Below are 17,695 nucleotides of genomic sequence, written 5' to 3' on the forward strand. Positions count from 1 at the left end.
CGGCCTCAACGGCCTGCGCCTCCTGCGCGAGGCCTCCTGGCCCCGCCTGACCAACACCGCATGAGCAGACGCACCCGTCGTGCCGCGCCTGCCAGGGACGCGGCACGGCCCACCGTCACCGTCTGCCGCGGCTGCCGCGGCACCCCCAAGGTCCCCGGACTCGACCACACCGCCCAGCTCCGCGACCTGCGCGGGGCACGGGACGGCATCGCGACCGTACGCGTCACGGACTGTCTCGACGCCGGCGAGCGCGCCAACGTCATCGTCGTCCAGCCTTCGGCGGACGGCCGCAGGAACGGCGGACCTCGTGAACGCCCCCGACGCCACCGCCGACATCACCACCTGGATCCGAGACGGCGGCGTCGGCATCACCGATCCGCCCGACGTCCTGGATCTCCAGTGCTCTGATCGGGAAGGTTTGCCGGGTGTGGGCAGGCGGAACTCCGTACGGACGTCTCTGTCGGCGGATAGCGTCATGTCCAGGAGGAGGGGGATTCGTGATCATGGCAGAGCGTGCGGTTCCGTCCCGCGTGGTGGCCGCGGAGCGTGTTGCCGCCGAGGCGGGTTTCAAGAAGAGCTGCATCCCCGAGGTGGGCAGGTTGCTCAGGCTGGCCGCTGCTGCGAAGCCCCACGGAGTCATTGCGGAGAGCGGCACCGGCTCGGGCGTGGGTACCGCCTGGCTGCACAGCGGGCTTGGCGCCGGTGCCCGCCTGGTCACCGTGGAACGGGACGAGGGGCTGGCGCGTCGAGCGGCTGGTCTCTTCACGGACGACGACCGCGTCAGCGTCCTCACCGGGGACTGGCGGCTGCTTGAGCAGCACGCTCCCCTCGATGTCTTCTTCTGCGACGGCGGAGGCAAGCGTGACGACCCCGAGCAGGTCGTCGAGCTGCTGGCTCCCGGTGGCCTTCTCATCCTGGACGACTTCACCCCATCGTCCCATTGGCCGCCTCGTTTCGGCGGCGAAGTGGATGAGCTCCGCCTGTTCTACCTCACTCATCCGGCCCTGGAGGCCACCGAAGTACTCACAACGCTCGCCAGCTCAGCGGTTGTTGCGGCACGCCGCCTCTAGTGCTGTGACCGGGAAGGTTGGCCGGGTTAGGGTCTTCCGTCGGTACTGATGGCCTCGGAGTATCGGAGTGTGGGGCATCAAGAGGGACTGCCCGAGGCACTCCGGGCGGAAGCGCGCGTTGAGTTCGCGTTCCTGGTCGAGGACGCAGGCTTCTCGGGCCCGGAGCAGACTGACGTTGGACTGCTCTTCCACAGCAGCGATCTCGACGTGGAGGTCTGGTTCCTCGACGGGCACGAGCCCATGGTGGCGACGCTGGTCGCCCCGGTTGCATCGGACGGAGTGAGGACCAGGGGAGTGTGGCTGGACGAGTTGTACGTCTTCAGTGGATGCGGTCCCGCTCAAGACGTGCCCGGCTCGGCCCCGACCCGTCGAGCCACGCTTAAGCGTGTCCATCAGCATGCGGCTGCGCTGCGTCGGCTCATGCCGCAGTTGCTCACCGCTGATGGTGCACAGCTCATTGCTCGCTGTCGCCCTGACTGACTGCGGCGCCCGGATCCTCATGTGGTCTTGGCTGCGGGGTGTCCGCCCCAGCGGATGCCCTTCTCGCTGCGGATGCGGGCGCGTTCCTTGCGTTCGGCGGCCAGGACGTCGCGGTGGCGGGCATTGGCGTTGCGCCAGCGCAGGTAGGCGTGCAGGGCCCGGGTCTGCACCGTGTGGTTGGGGTGATGGGAGTTGGCGATGGTGAACTGCCGCAGCGGTCCGAAGTGAGCCTCGATGGGGTTCGCCCAGGAGGCGTAGGTCGGGGTGAAGCACAGCTCGACCTTGTTCTTCTTCGCCCAGCGGCGGATGTCGGTGCCCTTGTGGGCGGACAGGTTGTCCAGGATCACGTAGATCGGTGCGCCGTCGGGCCGCGCGGCGCGGATGGACTTCAGCGCGGCCAGCGTGTTGGCGGCGCCCTTCTTGCGCCTGTTGATGCCCCACAGATGGTTGTCACCGACCGAGTAGCAGCCGTGGAAGTACCGCACGCCGTGGGTGCGGTGGTAGGTGGCAGGCAGCCGATCGGGGCGTCTCCGCGCACCCCAGCACGAACCGGCGGTGGGCCGGATCCCGAGCGGGCCGAACTCGTCGAAGGCGAACACCCGGTCCGGAAAGCGGTCAAGGACTTCCTCGATCCTGTCCAGCTTCACTTCGCGCTCGGGGTCCGGGGATTCCTTCCAGGTCTTGGTGCGCTGGAAGGTGACGCCGCGGCGGGCGAGCAGGCACCGTAACGCCTCGCAGCCGATGAGGATCACCCGACCGTGGACTTTACGCAGGTAGGCGACGAGTTTCCGCAGTGACCAGCGGGTGAAAGGCTGGCCGAGCTTGGTGGGACGTGTGGTGGCCGCCTGGATGACGAAGTCCTCGTCGTCACGACTGAGCAGGCGGGGACGGCCTCCCGCCCACTGAGGGTCCAGACAGGCCAGGCCGATCTCGTTGAACCGGTGGATCACATCGCGCACGGTGTCCTCATCGGCCTGCATCAGATGGGCGATCACCGGCACCCGGTTCCCGCCAGCCGAAGCCAGCAGCATCATCGCCCGCCGATAGCGCACCGAGCCGGTGCTGCCCCGACGCACGATCTGCTGCAGCTTCTGCCCCTCCTGATCGGTCAGTCTGCGCACACGGACAGGCTCAGCCACCACACATCCAGCTGTCGGACGGACATCACCGCACATCCAACCGCCACAACGGCCAACCCGGCGAACCTTCCCGGTCACAGCACTAGCGGGGAAGGCGTGGACCGTTCTTGATCACGCCGCGAGGGCTGGTCTGCCGCCCCATCGGATGCCCTTCTCGCCGCGTATGCGGGCGCGTTCGTTGCGTTGTGCGGCCAGGACTTCGGGGTGCCGGGCGTCGGCGTTGCGCCAGCGCAGGTAGCGGTCAGTGACCGGGATTGCGCGGTACGGCTGCGGTGGTTCGAATTCGTCAGGGTGAACTGCCGCAGCGGGCCGAAGTGCACCTCGATCGGGTTGGCCCAGGACGCATAGGTCGGGGTGAAGGACAGCTCGACCTTGTTCTTCTTCTCCCAGCGGCGGATGTCCGCTCCGGTGTGGGCGGAGAGGTTGTCCAGAATGATGCAGACCGGTGCGCCGTCAGGCCGGGCGGCGCGGATCGACTTCAGCGCGGCCAGCGTGTTGGCGGTGCCTTTGCGGCGGCGGTTGAGGCCCCACAACCGATCGTCCCCGACGGAGCAGCAGCCGTGGAAGTAGGTCACGCCGTGCGTGCGGCGGTAGGTCGCCGGCAGACGGTCGGGCTTGCCCTGCTTCGCCCAGCAGGAGCCTGCGGTGGGCCGGATCCCCAGTGGCCCGAACTCATCGAAGGCGAAGACCCGGTCCGGGAAATGCTCTAGGACGTGCTCGATGCGGTCGAGCTTGGCGTCGTGCTCGGAATCGGGCGACTCCTTCCATGTCTTGGTGCGCTGAAAGGTGATGCCGTGGCGCCGGAGCAGGCACCGCAAGGCTTCACGGCCGATGCGGATGACACGTCCGCGCACTTTCCGCAGGTAGGCGGCGAGTGTGCGGATCGACCAGCGGGTGAAGGGCCGGCCGAGCTTCGCGGGGCGGGTGGCGGCCGTCTGGACGACGAAGTCCTCGTCGTCCGTGCTGAGCAGGCGGGGTCGGCCTCCCGCCCACCGAGGGTCCAGACAGGTCAGGCCGGTCTCGTTGAACCGGTGGATCACCTCCCGCACCGTGTCCTCGTCGGCCTGGACCAACTGGGCGATCACCGGAACACCGTTCCCGCCCGCCGAGGGCAGACGGTCTGCCGCCGCGCCCACTCGACGTCGGTGCCTTGGCCGCCCGCGGAAGGCGCGTCAGCACCGGGTCCGGGTGTCCGACATTCTCGCCTCCACCCTTGCGCGCCTTGCGACCGCGTCGCCCGCCCCACCGACTCGGGCTGGTATGCCCCTTGAGTGGAGAGGTCGTCCGCCCGACTTGCCGTTGCCTTGACGAACCGTTCCCCGTGCGTTCAATCGCCCGCCTGCGCCCGGGCTGTGTGTTCTCCATAAAGTCCCTGCGGATTGCGGAAGAAGGGGCGCAGGGAACTCATGGACACACGCGACGCGGTCCGGGCCCGCGGGATCACCAAGTGCTTCGGCGATGTCGTCGCCCTCGACGGCGTCGACCTGGATGTGACACAAGGTCAGGTTCACGGTCTCGTCGGTCCCAACGGTGCCGGAAAGACAACACTGCTGGGTCTGCTGCTGGGTCTGGCCGTCGCCGACAGCGGCCGGCTGGAGATCCTCGGCATGCCGGTGCAGCGGGCGCTCGCCGCCCCCGACGGTGTCGCCGGCTTCGTGGACGCGCCCGGCCTCTACCCCTCGCTCACCGCCCGGCAGAACCTCGCGGCCCTCGTGGCGCTCCGTGACCTGGAAACCGGCCAGGCGGGCATCGACGACGTGCTCGGCGAGGTCGGACTCACCGACGTGGCCGACGACAGGACCCGCGGCTTCTCGCTCGGCATGCGCCAGCGCCTCGGCCTCGCCGCCGCCCTGCTCACCAGACCCCGGCTACTCGTGCTCGACGAGCCGTCCAACGGCCTCGACCCGTCGGCCAAGCGGCAGGTGCACGGCGTCCTCACCCGGCTCGCCGCCGACGGCACCGCCGTGGTCCTCTCCAGCCACCGGATGGACGACCTGGAGGCGCTCTGCTCCGAAGTCACCATCCTCGCCACCGGACGCGTGGTGTTCTCCGGTCCCCTGGCCAAGCTGGCCGCAGAGACCCGCGAACTCGACTACCGGCTGCGCACCTCCGACTCCGGGACCGCTCGCCGGATCGCCGAGGACACCTCCGGCATCCGAACCGTCGACGACAGCGAGCTACGGCAGGACGCCGACGTGCTCGTCGTCCGTGGCCGGGTGCCCGCCCTCGACGAACTCATCGCCCGGGTGGTGCGCGCGAACGTGGCGGTCCGCGAACTCGCCCCTGTCGTATCCCCGCTGGAGGCCGCGTTCCTCGCTCTCACCGAGCGGCAGGAGGCCGGCCGATGACCACGACCACCGCACCCGCCGCCGGGCACGCGCACGCCGCCGCGCGTCGTGTCCCCGTCGCTCGCGCCTACCGGTTCGAACTGGTGAAGCTGATCTCACAGTGGCGGATCCGGCTGCTGGTGCTCGCCTGCTGGATCGTGCCCGCGCTCTTCGTCGCCGGGGTCGGTCAGCAGAGCACGCTGCCTTCCGACACCCTCTTCGGCCGCTGGATGCACGCCACCGGCTGGGCCGGCCCGCTGGTGATGCTCGGTTTCGCCGGCACCTGGGCGCTGCCGCTGCTGACCTCGGTGGTCGCCGGTGACGTGTTCGCCTCCGAGGACCGGCTCGGCACCTGGCGCCACCTGCTCGTCGCGGTCCGCTCCCCCGCCCGGATCTTCGTGGCGAAGTCCCTCGCCGGCCTCACCGTGATCCTGCTGCTCGTGGCCGGGCTGGCCTGCTCCAGCGCCGTCGGCGGACTGCTCGCGGTCGGCAACCAGCCGCTGGTGGGACTGGACGGACATCTGCTGTCGCCAGGGGACACGGCCCTCAAGGTCCTGCTCGCCTGGACCGCCGCCCTCGCCCCGACCCTCTCGCTCGCCGCGATCGGGCTGCTCGGCTCGGTCGCCCTCGGCCGATCCCCCATGGGGCTGCTGCTGCCCCCGGTGTTCGCGCTCGCGCTGTCGGTCGCCCAGATGCTGCCGCTGCCCGTCGCCGTGCGCCTCGCGCTGCCGGGCTACGCCTTCATCTCCTGGAACGGCCTGTTCACCAGCCCCACCCAGCTCGCCCCGCTGCTGACCGGCGTCGCGGTGAGCCTCGCGTGGGCGGTACTCGCGACCGCCCTGGCCTATGCGCTGTTCGTACGGCGGGACTTCACCAACCCGGCCTACGACGGTTCCGGGCGCCGCGCGCTCGTCCTCGGCGTGCTGCCGCTGGCCGCGCTGACCGCCGTCACCGTCGGGGCGGTCGCCGTGGCCGCTCCCTCGACGGGCTCCGGCATCGCACAGGACAAGGTGCAGACGTCCCTGGCCACGGTCTTCGCGCACCTCTACCGCCTGCAGACGCGGGAACTCCACCGGCCCGCCGTCACCGAGGAGCAGTTGGGGGCCACGGCGATGTGCACGAAGAGCGACGGCCAGGCCGCCCAGGAGGGCCCGGGGAACGACTGGCGCTGCGTGGTGAGCTGGCACCTCCCCGGCGTGAAGGCGGTGACGGGGACGGCGGTCTACCAGCTCGACATCACCTCGGACGGGCGGTTCATGGCCGACGGCGACGGCCCCAAGGAAGTCAACGGCTACTTCCTCGTACGGACCTCGACCGGCGACGCCCCGAATCCCCTGTGGCAGTTCGACGGCAACGTCGAACTGCTCGACACCCACTGAAGGGAACATTTCCGTGCAGGTAACCCGACAGCGCCGGACCAGCGAGAAGAGACATGTCACCTTCCTCGGCCACCGTGTCGGCCGGCACGCCCTGCTGGTGACCGCCGGTATCGCCGTCGCCCTCGGTGTCACCGGCACCGCGGTCGCCTCGACGTACCGGTTCGGCACCCAGCAGGTCGGCCAGACCACCGACGACGGCCAGGTCGTCTCCGCCGACCAGTACATCAAGCCGTACGGCAGCCGTAGCGTCATCAATGACGGCAAGATCATGTCGTCGGCGGTCAGCCCGGACGGCACCCGCCTCGCGGCCTCGGTCACCGACGGGGACGCGTCACTGGTCGTCATGGACCTCGCCACCGGCCGGGTCAGGCAGAAGATCGGCACCAACGCGGCGGACGACCTGCGCATCAGCAGCGCCGCGGTCGGCCAGGAGGGCCCGACGTACTCGCCCGACGGCAAGCAGCTGTGGCTGGGCCAGGCGAACGGCTACACCCGGTTCACCGTCGACGCCGACGGCACCCTCGCCGACCCGAAGAGCGTCACGATCGCGGCCGACGGCGCCAAGCAGGCGCTGGTGGGGGCCGCCGTGTTCTCCGCCGACGGCGCCACCGTGTACTCCGCGGTCAACGGCCAGAACAAGGTGGTCGCCATCGACGCGGCGACCGGAACGGTCACGCAGACCTGGGCCGTCGGCAACGCCCCGCGCGGCATCGCCCTGGCCGACGGCAAGCTGTACGTCAGCAACGAGGGGGGCCGTCCGGCCAGGGCCGGCGACACCACCATCAACTCCTACGGTACCGACGTCGTCGCCGACCCGAAGACCGGCGCCAGCACCACCGGCACGGTCAGCGTCATCGACACCGCCGACCCGGCCGCCGCCGTCGGCACCATCGCGGTGGGCCTGCACCCGACCGCGGTGTACGCGAGCAAGGGCGCGGTCTTCGTCACCAACACCGCCGACAACAGTGTCTCGGTCATCGACAGCCGCAGAGACCGGGTCGTCCAGACCATCTCCACCCAGCCCTGGCCCGAGGCATCCGTCGGCTACGAGCCCAACGCGGTCGCCCTCACCGCCGACGGCCGGCTGCTCGTCACGCTGGGCCGCGCCAACGCGGTCGCCGTCTACCGCTACGCCTCGCCGCAGATGCCGGCCCGCTATGTCGGCCTGATCCCCACGGACTACTTCCCGTCGGAGATCGCCACCGCTGGCGGGACGATCGTGGTCTCCAACACCCGCGGTGTCGATGCCCTGCGCCCGGACGCGGCCGGCCACAACACGCACGACACCACGTCGAGCCTGACCCAGTTCGCCCTGCCGAGCGACCAGGTCGTCAGGTCCGAGACGGCCAAGGTGTTCCGGCAGAACGGCTGGACGTCCAACTCGGTCAGGACCGCTCGGGGCAACGGCCGCAAGAAGGCCGTGCCGGTCCCCAAGCGGATCGGCGATCCGTCGACGATCAAGCACGTCTTCCTGCTCGTCAAGGAGAACCGTACCTACGACCAGGTCCTCGGCGACCTGCCGCAGGGCAACGGCAACTCCTCGCTGACCCAGTTCGGCGCGAACGTCACACCCAACCAGCACGCGCTGGCGGAACAGTTCGGGCTGTACGACAACTTCTACGACATCGGCACCAACTCCGCCGAGGGCCACAACTGGCTGATGCAGTCGGACAACCCGGAGTACACCGAGTCGTCGGCCGGCGAGTACACGCGTAGTTACGACACCGAGAACGACGTCCTCGGTCACCAGAAGACCGGGTTCATCTGGAGCGGCGCGCAGGCGGCCGGCCGGTCCGTGAAGGACTTCGGCGAGTTCCAGTCGTACGAGAGCAAGCCGGCCGGGGCGAACTGGCAGAACCTGTACTGCGACAGCAAGAACATGGCCGCGACCGGCGCCGGCACCGCTTACCCGATCAAGACGGGTTCGGCGATCCCCTCGCTCAACGACGTGTCCGTGCAGGGATTTCCACTGTTCGACCTGGACGTCCCGGACATCTACAAAGAGCAGATCTGGAAGCAGGACTTCGAGAAGAACGGCCCCGCGAACCTGAACATGTTCTGGTTCTCCAACGACCACACCGGCGGACCGGCCAACGCCGCGGCCGAGGTCGCCGACAACGACCTCGCGGTCGGCCGGATGGTCGACGAGATCACCCATAGCAAATACTGGAAGGACTCGGCGATCTTCGTCGTCGAGGACGACTCCCAGGCGGGCCTCGACCACGTCGACGGCCACCGCGCCCCGGTCCAGGTCATCAGCCCGTACGCCCAGCACGGCAAGGTCGACCACCACTACTACTCGCAGATCACCATGGTCCGCACGGTCGAGCAGATCCTTGGGATCCACCCGATGAACCAGTTGGACAGCGCCGCCACCCCGATGTACGGGGCGTTCACCGGGAAGGCGGACACCACGCCGTTCACGACGGTCCCGAACCGCACCTCGCTGACCCTCGGCGTGAACCCGCAGCCCGCCTGCGGCTCGGACACCCCGGCTCCCCAGGACAGGAAGGCGGCGGCCGCGCCGACGTCCGTGTCCGTGCCTGCGGCCGAGAAGGCGGTCGCGGCGCAGTGGCGGACCTGGGCCTCGCACCAGCGGCTCACCGGCCAGAACGCGGTGCCGGACTACGCCAACCCGACCCAGATGAACCGCTACACCTGGTACCAGACCCACAACTGGAACAAGCCCTACCCAGGTGACAAGAAGATCTACCTGCCGGACGACGTACCGGGCGCCTACTTGCCGTCCTCGGAGAACGACGGCTGATCACCCCGCTCGCTTCGAGGAATCACGGGGACCCCGGCCGGCGCCGGGGTCCTGCGCGTGCTGCGCGTCCTCCGAGCGCTCCGTGTCCTGGATGACGTGGCGGAGACCTGGCGGAGGCGGTCCCTGACCATCGAGAACTGATCGGCCAGATCCGTACGACCCGGCTGGAGGCCGCTTCTCGCCGGCGTCGGCCCGGAGGTCTCCTGAGCCCCGTCTTCCCGGCCGTCGCAGGTGTCGGCGTGCCCTTCCCGAGGGCACGATCATCACCTCGGCCGGAAACGGCGGCCACCGGCTCGTGGTGCGCGACAGCCACCGTCAGCCGAGGAATTTCACGACTCAGGCGGGGCGGGCGAGGTGACGGTGGGGCGGGCGAGCGCAAGTGGTTCTCCTCGGCGATCCTCCCACCGTGGTGGCGCAAGTCTTCGGCCCAACAGGCCCGTTCACCCGGCCGCCACGCGGTCACCCCGCCGCGTGGCCCGGTGTGGCGGACGTCAGGACGAGGGGAAGAGCGGCCATCCCGCCATGAGTCCGCCGTCCAGGGTGAGGGTCTGGCCCGTGATGTACGCGGACTTTTCGGAACCCAGGAACAGCACGGCCTCGGCCACTTCCTCGGGCGTCCCGGCACGCCGCATCGGCAAGACGGAGTTGACCGCGCTGCGCACCTGGTCGCTGCCGGTGACGCGCTCGTACATGGCGGTCTGCGTATATCCGGGGGCAACGACGTTGACACGGATGCCGAACGCGGCACCTTCCAGGGCGGCGACCCGGGTCAGACCGATGACCGCGTGCTTGCTGCCGACGTAGAGGGCGGCCTCCGGGAGCCCCATCTGCCCGTAGGTGGAACTGACGTTGATGATGCTGCCGCCGCCGCGTTCCTTCATGACACGGAACTCGTGCTTCATGCTCAGCACGGTCCCCTTGACGTTCGTGTCGAAGGTCTCCTCGTAGGCCTCTTCCGTGAGCTCGGTGATCGGCCCCGGCCGCCCCTCCGTGCCCGCGTTGTTGAAGGCGACGTCGATCCTGCCGAAGCGCTCGACGGCCTGGTCGACGAGGTCGCAGACCTGGTCGTCGAAGCGCACGTCGGCGCGCACGAAGAGAGCGCGCGCCCCGAGGTCCCCCAGTTCCCGGACGAGTTCCTCTCCCGCGTCCGGGTGGCGGCCGGAGACCACGACGTCGGCCCCTCGGCGGCCGTAGGCCACGGCGGTGGCACGGCCGATTCCGGTGAGCGCGCCGGTGATGACGACCACGGGAGCAGCCATGGGGGAAGTCCTTTCCAGACTCTCGGCAGGAATATGTTCCCGGCGCGCATTGTGTACCTTGGGTGACGACTGACAGCCCAAAATACAAACCGCTTCGGGAATGTCAAACACATTCCATGGCCATCTCGGGATTTACCCCAATCGGCATATGGGGGACGGAGACGGTCGCCGTGGCATGGGGTCACCGAAAGGCAGGGAAAGGTGCGCAGGGGCAGGTTCGGCGCGTGGTTCAGGCCGATGTGGTCTCCCTCGCCGGATGAGACCTCTTCGTACAGCCGGATGAGACCTCTTCGTACATGGGACCGCCGTCCCGCCCAATCCGAGCACATCCGGATCAGGCCCGGCTCGGCGGCCCAGTCGCCCGGTTGCGTGACCTCCGCGACCCTGGCGTCCAGGGAGACGGTCACGGTGCTACTGACTCCTCCGGTGCCTTTTCTGCGGGTTCGCTGGTGATCAGAACCACGTTGCCGTCCGGGTCTTCGATCATCGTCGCGTAGGGTTCGAGGAGGTGCTCGGGGGCGCTGATGCCCTTGTGGCCGGCGGAGGTGAGTCGCTTCCAGGCGGCGTCGACGGCTTCATCGCTGTCGACGAAGAACTCGACGACCTGCTGGTAGCCGCCTGCTGCGGGGCGGATCCAGTTGGGGTCGAAGCGCTGCGCGACGGGGGCTGTGGTGATGATCATTCGGAGCGCGCCGTTCTCCTTCCACGCCGCGACAGGGCGCTCAGGGTGCGGGTCGGTGATGTCCAGCCCCAGGAGTCGGTAGAAGTCGATCGAGCGTTGCAGGTCACGGACGTAGAGCACGACCATCGCGAAACGCACGCTGTTGGTGGGGGTGTCGTGTTCGATGGGGGCAGCGGCGACGTCAGTCGCACGGGATGATTTGTTTGTCATGGTAGATAATCTACGTGGGTGCATGAATGGTGGCAATGGCAGAAGCAGAGGGTCCAGGCGAGGACCTCGGCGCTATGTTGAGTCGGCTGCTCGGCGTCGTCGTCGAGCGTGAGGCGCCGCTCCTTGAAGCCCACGGCGTGACGATGTGGGAGTACGTCATCCTCGACCGGCTGTCGCGCGAGGACGGCCTGACGCAGAAGGAGCTTGCCCGTCGCAGTCGCCGAGATCCCACACGGCTGATCGGCCACCTGGACGCACTCGGTGATCGCGGTCTGATCGCCCGGGAGATCGACGAGTCGGACCGCCGCCGGCGTACCGTGAGGCTGACCGCAGGCGGCCGTGAACTGGTCCGAAACGTCCGACGTGACATTCGCGCGATGGAAGCGGACCTTCTCGGCGGCCTGACCCCAGGCGCGCAGAACGATCTGCGCGCCTCCCTGGCCGCGGTCCTGCGCCGCGTCGAGCCCGCAAACCCGTCGCCTGCCGACGCCGGATCAGCCTGACTCCGCTGAGCCGTGGTACGGGCCACGGCTCACGGCTCAGCGGGCTTCGGCGGGGAGCAGGTCGGCGAAGCCCATGCGCTTGACGTACTCTCGCTGGGCGGTCAGAGCAAGGGCGTTGACTCCCTCGACGCCGCCACGGGAGAAGTCGACGACGCTGCGGGCCGGCCTCGCCCCGGTCGGGAGGGCGAGGATGCGGGTGATCTCGTCCGCGACCGCGGTCGGATCGGCGTCGGTCCCCGGGGTGAACAGCGCGTTGGTGGCGTCCTCGTTGCGAGCGACGTAGTTGTCCAGTGCGGCGTACTGCGCGGTCACGGCCTGGTCGCTGGCGCGGCCGGAGTTCGGGAAGTGCTCGGTGCCGTGCGTGAAGGGCCCGGGCATCACGATCACCGTCTCGATGCCGAAGTGGTTGGCCTCGTAGGAGGTGACCTGGGCGAGTGCGTCGAACGCGGACTTGGACGCCACGTACGGGCCCAGGAACGGAGGCACGATGACGCTGGTGGTGCTGCCGACATACAGCAGAGTGCCGGCCCGGCGTTCACGCAGGTGCGGCAGCACTGCGCGGTTGACGCGCTGCGCGCCCAGCACATTCACGTCGAACAGGTGCGCCACGTCTTCGGCGGTGAATGCCTCGGTGTAGCCGACGAGCAGGTGGGCCGCGTTGTGCACGACCACATCGAGACCGCCCGCTTCGTCAATGGCGGCCTGTACCGCGGTGTTGGCGGATTCCTGGGACTGCACGTCCAGTTCGAGGACATGCAGGTCGTGACCGGCGGTCTCGGCCCGCAAGCTCTGCGCCCGGGCAGCGTTGCGGCCTTGGGGATCGCGCATGGTGGCGTAGACGGTGTGGCCCGCGCGGGCGAGCGCGATCGCGCTCAGCCGGCCTATGCCGGTGGCCGCGCCGGTGATCAGAACAGTGGACATGATGCTTTCCTACGATTCGTGAGCGCTGAGTCAGTCGGGTGCGATGGTGAGCCGGTCGATCCGGCCCTCGCGCAGTTGGAACGTGATCGGGCTGCTGCCGTTGTAGCCGTTGCCGGTCACCCGGAGGGTGACGACGTAGATATCCGGATCGGAGCCGGGCTCGGCAGCAAGGACCTCGAAGCGGGACTGCTTGCCGATGTTGTCGCTGTGGTTCCACGCCGCGATACCGTCGCGTCCGACGAACACTCGGCCCCAGTCCTCCAGCACCGGGTCGCTGGTGAATGCGTCCACGAAAGCCGCCGAGTCGCCGCGGTTGGTCGCGTCGACGAACTCCTTGATCGGCGCGGGCAGGGAGATTTCAGTCATGGTGGATTCCTCGTTCACCTTCCGTGCGGGTCCAGGTGGTTCACCGTGGCCACGGTCTCGTCGTAATCGCCGCGGGCCTCGCCGTAGCGGAGGAACTTCACCCGCTCGACCTGGATCTCTCGCGCGTCAGGCTGCGTCTCGATCAGCGTGACGACCTCGGCGATGAACTCGTCCAGCGGCATGGCGAACGAACTCTCCCGCTGGCCGGGTACCAGATCGGTCGCCACGGACGGCGGCTCCAGCTCCACAACCTTCACCGTCGTGCCGGCCAGCTGGAGGCGCAGGGTCTCACTGAGCATGTGGATCGCGGCCTTGGTCGCGTTGTAGCTCGGCGTGATCCGCAAGGGTGTGAACGCGAGCCCCGAGGAGACGGTCATGATCGTCGCGTCCGGCCGGGTCCGAAGGTGTTCGACGAACGCGGCGATGAGCCGGATCGGGCCGAGCAGATTGGTTGTGACGGTCTCCTCCGCACTGGTGAGGAACCCTTCCGGCTTGGTCCAGTCCTCGATCCGCATGATCCCCGCCATGGTGACGAGGACGTTGAGCTCCGGGTACTCCGCGATCACCTGGGAGGCGGCTTCGCGGATGCTGTCGGAGCTGGTGGTGTCGATGCGGACCGCGCGGATACCGGGGTGCTCGGCAGTGATCTTCTCCAGCAGCTCCGTGCGCCGACCGCCGATGATGACGGTGTTGCCCTTGGCGCGGAGCGCGAGAGCGAGTTCAAGACCGATGCCGCTGGTCGCACCGGGGATGAAGATGGTGTTTCCGTTGATGTTCATGAGTCGAGTGTTCAAGCGCCGGGCAGGGCGTACCAGAGTCCGCTTGTCGGGGGAAAGCCAGTCTCTGTTTCCGCATCTCAGGCCCACCGATACTTGAGGGCATGGATCGCGACGCACTCGGCGCATTTCTCACCCGCCACCGAAACACCTTGCAGCCCTCCGACGTCGGAGTAGTGGTCGGTCCGCGCCGCCGCGCGGTTGGACTGCGCCGCGAAGAGGTCGCGCAGTTGGCGGGGATGTCCACCGACTACTACACCCGCCTGGAACAGGGCCGCAGCCCCCAGCCGAGCATCCAGATCCTCGGCTCCCTCGCCCGAGCCCTCCGGCTGACCCCCGACGAGCGCGACTACCTGTTCCGGGTCACGGGCCACAGCGCACCGGACCGTCACAGCAGCGGCGACTATGTCGCGCCCGCGCTGCTGCGGGTACTGGACCGGCTGGCCGACACCCCGGCGCTGATCATCTCGGCGCTCGGGGAGACACTGGTCCAGAACGAACCGGCCAAAGCGCTCTTCGGTGACGCCGGCCGCTACACCGGCCTGGAGCGCAGTGAGGTCTACCGCTGGTTCGTCCATCCCCAAACGGAGCGCCGCCGCTACCCAGAACACGACCGCGACCGGCAAAGCCGCGCCCAGGTCGCTTCCCTCCGCGCGGCACTCGGCGCGATGGGACCGGACTCCCGGGCGGCGGAACTCGTCCGTGAGCTGACCCGGAAAAGCCCGGAATTCGCATCCCTGTGGAACAGACAAGAAGTCCACCGCCGCTTCGCGGATCACAAAACCCTCATCCACGCCGAACTCGGCGAGATCGAGGTCGACTGCCAAGTCCTCTTCACCGAGGACCAGTCCCAGGCCCTACTCGTACTCACCGCACCACCACGAAGCGAAGCCGCCGGCAAACTCGAACTCCTCGCCGTTCTCGGCGGCCAGCAGTTCTCCACCGAGCAACAACAAAATCTTGGCGGATCCTCTCAGTGACCATCTACGGTTTCCCGGGTGGTCTCTGCCACGACCGCTCTCCTTTATCGACCGAAAGGAAATGTATTCGACCGGTGCACCCTGCGGCCACGTTTTTCCTTTCCGGTCGCGGGGTGACTTTTCCGGTCGGTGGATTGGTGTGGCCTGTTATGCGGCGGATCCGATATCGGTGACGTGTTCATACTGGCCCCATCGGGAGCCGAGGTCGAGGACGGCGTCATCGACCCATGCGGTGTCGAGGACGTCGTCGACCGGCACCGTCGCGAGCCGGCTGAGACACTCCCGCGGACCGAGTTCCCAGTATCCGTCGTTGGCGTACATGGTCCGCCTCCCACTGCGGTGGGGTGTCCGGTCGCCGTGCGCCGGTACCGAGGCACGGGGCCAGGGCGTCGGTGCCGCCCTCGGGTCACGCTGCCGGTACGGCGACCTCGTGCCGTTCTCCACCGAGTACGACCTTGAGCGCGGCGGTCTCCCCGGCCCGGCCGAAGACGTCGTAGGCCTCCCCCATGCGGTCCAGCGCGAAGGTGTGGGTGACCATCCGCGCGGCGGGCAGTCGGCCGGCGGCTGCCATCCGCAGCAGCATCGGAGTGGAGTAGGTGTCGACCAGGCCGGTGGTGATGGTGACGTTCTTGCTCCACAGGTCTTCGAGGTGGAGGGTCGCCGGCCTGCCGTGCACACCTACGTTGGCGACACGGCCGCCGGGCCGGACCATGCGGGTGCACAGCTCGAAGCTCTCGGGCATGCCCACCGCCTCGATGACGACGTCGGCGCCCAGGCCGTCCGTCAGGTCGGCCACCAGCTGGGCGGGGGCCTCGTGCACGTCGGCCACGGCGTCGGCGCCGAACCGGTGGGCGGCCTCCAGCCGGGCCGGTGTCAGGTCCACCGCGATGATCCGCTCGGGCGAGAACATCCGGGCGGTGGCGATGGCCGCGAGTCCGATGGGCCCGGCGCCGACGACCGCGAGGGTGTCGCCCGGACGTACGTGTCCGTTGCGGACGCCGACCTCGTAGGAGGTCGGGAAGATGTCGGCCAGCAGCACGGCGTCCTCGTCCGCGACCGTGCTCGGCAGCGCGTGCACGGAGAGGTCCGCGAAGGGAACGCGGACGTACTCGGCCTGGGTGCCGTCGATCAGATGGCCGAGGATCCAGCCCCCGCCGCCCCGGCACTGGCCGTACATACGGTCCCGGCAGTACCGGCACCGTCCACAGGAGCTGATGCAGGAGACCAGTACCCGGTCACCGGGCCGTACGGTCAGCACGTCGCCGCCGGCCTCCACGACCTCTCCGACGGCCTCGTGGCCGAGCACCGTCCCGGGTCGCACCTCGGGCACGTCGCCCTTGAGGATGTGCAGGTCCGTTCCGCAGATCGTGACCGCGTCCACGCGGACGACGACGTCGGTGGGCTCCTTGACGGCGGGATCGGGGACATCTTCCCAGGCGGCCTGCCCTGGGCCGTGGAAGACGAAGGCTTTCATGGCGCGTTCACCGTCCTTGGTCCGCTGCGGGGCCGGGGATCGGCGGGCGCCCGGACGGCGCCGGATCCGCCCCGCGGATCCACCCTGTCCCCGGTCGCGCTGCCGCCGCTTGGGCCGACCGGCCCCCGGGTCCCACCTGTCCGGCCCATCCCTCGCCCGCTCACCCGCCGGCATCGTCGATGGCGTCACCCCGCCGTTCGGCCGTCCCGATCAGTCGTGGGGCACGACGGCCACGGGCGCGACGGCGTGCTGCAGGGCGGCGTGGGTGACATGGCCGATGCGCGAGCCGAGGGAACCGTGCCGGTTCCGGCGGCCCACCACGACCAGCGAGGCGTCACGGGCCGCCTCGACGATCGCCGTCGCGGGAGCGCGGTGGCGGCTCTCCTCGATCACCACCACGTCCGGGTACTTCTGCCGCCAGGGCCGCAGTACCTCGGACAGCTCGGCCGCCATGTGCCGCGCGAACGTCGCCCGGGGGTCGTAGCCGACAGCGGGCGCGTGGTCGTATGTCGGGGGAAGACTCCAGCCGTGGACCACCCGCAGCGGCGCGGTGCGGCGTACGGCGCTGTCGAACGCGAAGCCGAGCAGGGTGCCGTCCGGTTTCTCGGTGTCGATTCCGAGCACGACGGGCCGGAACGGCGCCGCCGCGGAGGGGACACCCGCCGGGTCCATCAGGTGCTCGTCGGGGGCCTGCTCGCCCGCCCTGACCAGCACGACCGGGCGCCGGGCGTGCGCCACGACACGCAGGCCGACGGAGCCGAGCAGGAAGCCGCCGACGGCGCCGAGCGCCCGGGAACCGAGGACGAGCAGCTCGGCGGCGTCCGCGACCTTGGCCAACAGAACCGCCGGGCGCCCGGTGAGAAGCTCGCCGATCACGTCCACGCCGGGGTGGCGCAGGGCTATGCCCGTCGTGGCCTCCCACGGGAGGTTCTCCGTCCAGTCCTGCGAGGTCTCAACTCCGACCAGCGGGGCCTGCGCGACGGGCTCGGGGTCCGGCTCCCGGACGTGCACGACCTTCAGCGAGAGGCCGCGCAGTCTGGCCTCCCGGGCTGCCCACTCCGCGGCGGCCCGGCTCTCGGCCGAGCCGTCGAGACCTACGGTGACGGTTCGGAGCATGATCTCCACCTCCCGTGGCCAAGCCCGAGCGGGCGGTACCGCCCCCAGGAGCCGGTTCCAGCGTGCGGCCCGGGAGACGGCCGGGGGCAAGGGGCCGGTGGTCCCTGGCCGGGACCGACCGACCCTCGACTTCGCCCCGACGGCGGCGCGGGCAGGGACCCAGCGGTGGTCCCTTCGGGGAGAAGTGACGAGCTGCGGTGGGTCTGCCGTGCCCGTCGCTCCGGCCGCGCGGGATGATGTCCAGCG

The 17,695-nt window shown here is 69.3% G+C and carries 15 protein-coding genes and 2 pseudogenes; 7 read left to right on the forward strand and 10 right to left on the reverse strand.

What is annotated here, in order from left to right; genetic code table 11:
• Nucleotides 1-60 precede the first annotated feature (60 nt).
• Nucleotides 61-397, forward strand: a pseudogene (locus ACIRQ9_RS32850) ((2Fe-2S) ferredoxin domain-containing protein); the annotation flags it as partial.
• 100 nt (nucleotides 398-497) lie between these two features.
• Nucleotides 498-1,070 carry an O-methyltransferase gene (locus tag ACIRQ9_RS32855; RefSeq protein ID WP_404181752.1) on the forward strand — a complete coding sequence of 191 codons (573 nt, stop codon included), beginning with the start codon at nucleotides 498-500 and terminating at the stop codon, nucleotides 1,068-1,070.
• Between the two features lie 497 nt (nucleotides 1,071-1,567).
• Here ACIRQ9_RS32855 and ACIRQ9_RS32860 read toward each other — a convergent pair whose 3' ends face one another.
• Together ACIRQ9_RS32860 and ACIRQ9_RS32865 are read right to left on the reverse strand one after the other, a co-directional pair.
• Complete coding sequence (locus ACIRQ9_RS32860) at nucleotides 1,568-2,689, reverse strand: IS630 family transposase (RefSeq protein WP_404181755.1); 1,122 nt, start codon at nucleotides 2,687-2,689, stop codon at nucleotides 1,568-1,570.
• Nucleotides 2,690-2,800: 111 nt separating this feature from the next.
• Nucleotides 2,801-3,825: pseudogene (locus tag ACIRQ9_RS32865) on the reverse strand (IS630 family transposase).
• A gap of 270 nt (nucleotides 3,826-4,095) precedes the next feature.
• On the opposite strand from ACIRQ9_RS32865, the gene ACIRQ9_RS32870 reads away from it, so the two are divergent.
• From ACIRQ9_RS32870 to ACIRQ9_RS32880, 3 genes are read left to right on the forward strand one after another with little or no spacing between them, the layout of a single operon-like run.
• The gene (locus tag ACIRQ9_RS32870) at nucleotides 4,096-5,037 is read left to right on the forward strand and encodes an ABC transporter ATP-binding protein (protein ID WP_404181758.1); all 942 of its coding nucleotides are present in this window, start codon (nucleotides 4,096-4,098) and stop codon (nucleotides 5,035-5,037) included.
• Nucleotides 5,034-6,395 carry an ABC transporter permease gene (locus tag ACIRQ9_RS32875; protein ID WP_404181760.1) on the forward strand — a complete coding sequence of 454 codons (1,362 nt, stop codon included), beginning with the start codon at nucleotides 5,034-5,036 and terminating at the stop codon, nucleotides 6,393-6,395. The genes ACIRQ9_RS32870 and ACIRQ9_RS32875 overlap by 4 nt, the downstream gene beginning before the upstream one ends.
• 13 nt (nucleotides 6,396-6,408) lie before the next feature.
• Entirely contained in the window at nucleotides 6,409-9,162 is a 2,754-nt protein-coding gene (locus tag ACIRQ9_RS32880; RefSeq protein WP_404181763.1) for an alkaline phosphatase family protein, read from the forward strand.
• Between the two features lie 491 nt (nucleotides 9,163-9,653).
• Here the strand turns inward: ACIRQ9_RS32880 and ACIRQ9_RS32885 are convergent, their stop codons facing one another.
• Nucleotides 9,654-10,421, reverse strand: coding sequence for an SDR family NAD(P)-dependent oxidoreductase (locus ACIRQ9_RS32885; protein WP_404181766.1), 768 nt, complete (start codon nucleotides 10,419-10,421; stop codon nucleotides 9,654-9,656).
• 403 nt (nucleotides 10,422-10,824) lie between these two features.
• Nucleotides 10,825-11,313, reverse strand: coding sequence for a VOC family protein (locus tag ACIRQ9_RS32890; protein ID WP_404181769.1), 489 nt, complete (start codon nucleotides 11,311-11,313; stop codon nucleotides 10,825-10,827).
• Nucleotides 11,314-11,348: 35 nt separating this feature from the next.
• On the opposite strand from ACIRQ9_RS32890, the gene ACIRQ9_RS32895 reads away from it, so the two are divergent.
• Nucleotides 11,349-11,816: a MarR family winged helix-turn-helix transcriptional regulator gene (locus tag ACIRQ9_RS32895; RefSeq protein WP_404181772.1), complete on the forward strand. Its 468-nt coding sequence runs from the start codon at nucleotides 11,349-11,351 to the stop codon at nucleotides 11,814-11,816.
• A 36-nt stretch (nucleotides 11,817-11,852) separates the two neighbouring features.
• On the opposite strand, the gene ACIRQ9_RS32900 is transcribed toward ACIRQ9_RS32895, so the two are convergent.
• Genes ACIRQ9_RS32900 through ACIRQ9_RS32910 form a run of 3 tightly spaced genes read right to left on the reverse strand, consistent with a single transcriptional unit; the run spans nucleotide 11,853 to nucleotide 13,882 of the window.
• On the reverse strand, nucleotides 11,853-12,737 hold the full coding sequence (locus tag ACIRQ9_RS32900; RefSeq protein WP_404181775.1) for an SDR family NAD(P)-dependent oxidoreductase: 885 nt from the start codon (nucleotides 12,735-12,737) through the stop codon (nucleotides 11,853-11,855).
• Nucleotides 12,738-12,767: 30 nt separating this feature from the next.
• On the reverse strand, nucleotides 12,768-13,103 hold the full coding sequence (locus ACIRQ9_RS32905) for a nuclear transport factor 2 family protein (RefSeq protein WP_404181778.1): 336 nt from the start codon (nucleotides 13,101-13,103) through the stop codon (nucleotides 12,768-12,770).
• A gap of 14 nt (nucleotides 13,104-13,117) precedes the next feature.
• Nucleotides 13,118-13,882: an SDR family oxidoreductase gene (locus ACIRQ9_RS32910; protein WP_404181781.1), complete on the reverse strand. Its 765-nt coding sequence runs from the start codon at nucleotides 13,880-13,882 to the stop codon at nucleotides 13,118-13,120.
• Nucleotides 13,883-13,983: 101 nt separating this feature from the next.
• Between ACIRQ9_RS32910 and ACIRQ9_RS32915 the strand changes: the two genes are divergently transcribed.
• Nucleotides 13,984-14,859 (forward strand): helix-turn-helix transcriptional regulator, encoded by an 876-nt coding sequence (locus tag ACIRQ9_RS32915; RefSeq protein ID WP_404181784.1) that lies wholly within the window; start codon nucleotides 13,984-13,986, stop codon nucleotides 14,857-14,859.
• Between the two features lie 147 nt (nucleotides 14,860-15,006).
• Here ACIRQ9_RS32915 and ACIRQ9_RS32920 read toward each other — a convergent pair whose 3' ends face one another.
• The 3 genes from ACIRQ9_RS32920 to ACIRQ9_RS32930 all read right to left on the reverse strand — a co-directional run bounded on the left by ACIRQ9_RS32920 (nucleotide 15,007) and on the right by ACIRQ9_RS32930 (nucleotide 17,449).
• Nucleotides 15,007-15,180 (reverse strand): hypothetical protein, encoded by a 174-nt coding sequence (locus ACIRQ9_RS32920; protein ID WP_404181787.1) that lies wholly within the window; start codon nucleotides 15,178-15,180, stop codon nucleotides 15,007-15,009.
• 85 nt (nucleotides 15,181-15,265) lie between these two features.
• Nucleotides 15,266-16,333 carry a zinc-dependent alcohol dehydrogenase family protein gene (locus tag ACIRQ9_RS32925; RefSeq protein WP_404181790.1) on the reverse strand — a complete coding sequence of 356 codons (1,068 nt, stop codon included), beginning with the start codon at nucleotides 16,331-16,333 and terminating at the stop codon, nucleotides 15,266-15,268.
• Nucleotides 16,334-16,543: 210 nt separating this feature from the next.
• Nucleotides 16,544-17,449: a universal stress protein gene (locus ACIRQ9_RS32930; protein WP_404181793.1), complete on the reverse strand. Its 906-nt coding sequence runs from the start codon at nucleotides 17,447-17,449 to the stop codon at nucleotides 16,544-16,546.
• Between the last annotated feature and the right edge of the window lie 246 nt (nucleotides 17,450-17,695).

The organism is Streptomyces sp. NPDC101237 (assembly GCF_044767465.1).
Classification (GTDB): Bacteria; Actinomycetota; Actinomycetes; order Streptomycetales; family Streptomycetaceae; genus Streptomyces; species Streptomyces gramineus.